We start from the raw sequence: 1,861 nt of genomic DNA, 5'->3' as shown, positions 1-1,861 counted from the left end.
GGCGAACGCGGGCTCCCAGGCGATGCAGCCCGGCTGCTCAAGACCGATGGACGGGGTCGTGATCGACTGGTGCGCGCCGCCCTCGGACGACAGCGCGTTCCCTGTGGTCAACGGGTGAGATGATCGGCGATCAGCGAGGCGCAGCGGTCGTCGAAGAGGATCGTGTAGTGGTTGCAGTCCTCGACCACCTCGTCCTTCAGCGAGGGCACCCGCGCGGTCCACTCGGCGGCGAGCTCGTCGGGCAACATGCCGACCGGCTGGTTCAGCAGCCCCCTCGGGGCGCGCAGCAGTGACAGGGGCGAGGTGATCGCCCGCAGCGCGGCACCGATCGCCTCACCCTCGGTGAGCATCCACCGGCCGTCCTCGCGGACCGGCTCCTGCCGCGCCCGCGAGCGCACCGCGCCTTCCGGCCCCGAGGCGTCGTAGCGGACGTACTCCTCCGCCTCCTCGGTCCACGCGCCGACGAAGGCAGGGTGGGCCTTGAAGAAGTCCACGTACGCGTCGACGCTCGGGAAGGTCTGGGCCAGCCGGGCGATGGCGGGCCCGAGCGTGGCCTCGATGACCGCGTCGGGGTCCGCGCCGGGAGGCATCGGCAGCGGGAGCCCGCCGTCGACCAGCACCACCTTGGCGTAGTCGTGGCCCGCCGCGGCGAGCGCGGTGACGTAGGCGCCCATCGAGTGGCCGGTGAGCACGATGTCGGACTCCGCGCCCACGGACCGGGCGACGAGGTTCACGTCCTCGGCGTGCCCGGCCAGGCCGTACGGGCCGGGGAGCCCGGCGCTGTGGCCACGGCCGCGCAGGTCCATCGCGACCAGCGACCATTCGGCGGGCAGTCTGCGGGCGACGCCGGTCCAGGACATGAGCGAGGCGGTGATGCCGTGCACGGCCACGATCACGCGCGGCCCGGTTCCGAACCTGGCGACGCGCAGCGCGCCGCCGGGGACCTCGACATCACTCAGGACGGGATTCATCGGTTACCTCCAGCGTGGAGACCCCCGCCTTCAGGCGAGGGAGGAAACGCGGCACGGTGCCGCGTTTCTGAATGGGTTGCGTAGCCGTAGCCGTCCGCTCTCTGGAGCATGCGAACGTGGCGGTGGCCGATGCCCTGCACGGTGCCGTGCCGGGTGGTGATGTTGAAGCTTCCGGTGGTGCGGACGGCGACCCGGCCGGTGTGAACCCCGGCCTTCCTGCCTGCCGGGACGTTTGCCCGGACCAGGTCACCGGTCTGGAAGCCGCGCACGGTCTTGGTTCGGGGCAGCCGTAGTCGGGGGAACCCGTACTTGTCGGTGCGGGTCCGGCAGTACGTGCCGCGCCCGGTCGCCTTCACCACCAGGACCGTGGACGGCCAGCCGGTCACCACGTCGAGATGGCCGACGTGCAGCGCGTCCAAGGTGTGCGACTTCGCCGCGCCGGTGCGGGTACGGTTCCACTTCGTCCGGCCGCCCGAGCCGGTGGCCACGGGCAGGCCGGTGGCTTCCAACGCCCGCCACAACGCCCACCTGGTGGCGTTGACGGCGGCGGCGTCCCGTAACGGGGCCTTCGCCCGCGCCATGAGGCGGGCGAGCACCTTCGGCTCTCCTGCCAGGAACTCCTCGATCGGGGTGGCGTTCTTGGCCTGGTTGCACGGGATGCACGCCAGGGTCAGGTTGCTGATCCGGTCGGAGCCGCCCCGGGAACGCGGGTGGATGTGGTCGAGGTTGAGCGGCACGTCCTGCTTGCCGCAGTACGCGCACGTGCGCCCCCACTTGGCCAGCAGATACTCGCGGACTTCGTATCCGGCGAGGGTTCCCTGCTGGTAGGCCACCCCTTCGAGCGGCTTGCCCGCTGACATGGCGTGCGTGTCGAACGCGACGCGCTCGAC

General features: G+C 71.6%; 2 protein-coding genes. Both read right to left on the bottom strand.

Annotation, left to right across the window (positions count from 1 at the left end):
- Positions 1–107 precede the first annotated feature (107 nt).
- Positions 108–971 carry an alpha/beta hydrolase gene (locus ABZ260_RS50610; protein ID WP_355552182.1) on the bottom strand — a complete coding sequence of 288 codons (864 nt, stop codon included), beginning with the start codon at positions 969–971 and terminating at the stop codon, positions 108–110.
- On the bottom strand, positions 968–1,861 hold an 894-nt coding region (gene iscB, locus ABZ260_RS50605; protein ID WP_355633002.1), incomplete at its 5' end, for an RNA-guided endonuclease IscB. The genes iscB and ABZ260_RS50610, both read right to left, overlap by 4 nt.

Source organism: Streptosporangium sp. NPDC006013 (assembly GCF_040614275.1).
Classification (GTDB): Bacteria; Actinomycetota; Actinomycetes; order Streptosporangiales; family Streptosporangiaceae; genus Streptosporangium.
The sequence above is the reverse complement of the archived record's forward strand: the minus strand, read 5'-3'. Positions and strand labels throughout refer to the sequence as shown.

Bases quoted from the DNA above. Each gene is read 5' to 3' on its own strand.
- ABZ260_RS50610 (WP_355552182.1), bottom strand. From the start codon at position 971: ATGAATCCCGTCCTGAGTGATGTCGAGGTCCCCGGCGGCGCGCTGCGC.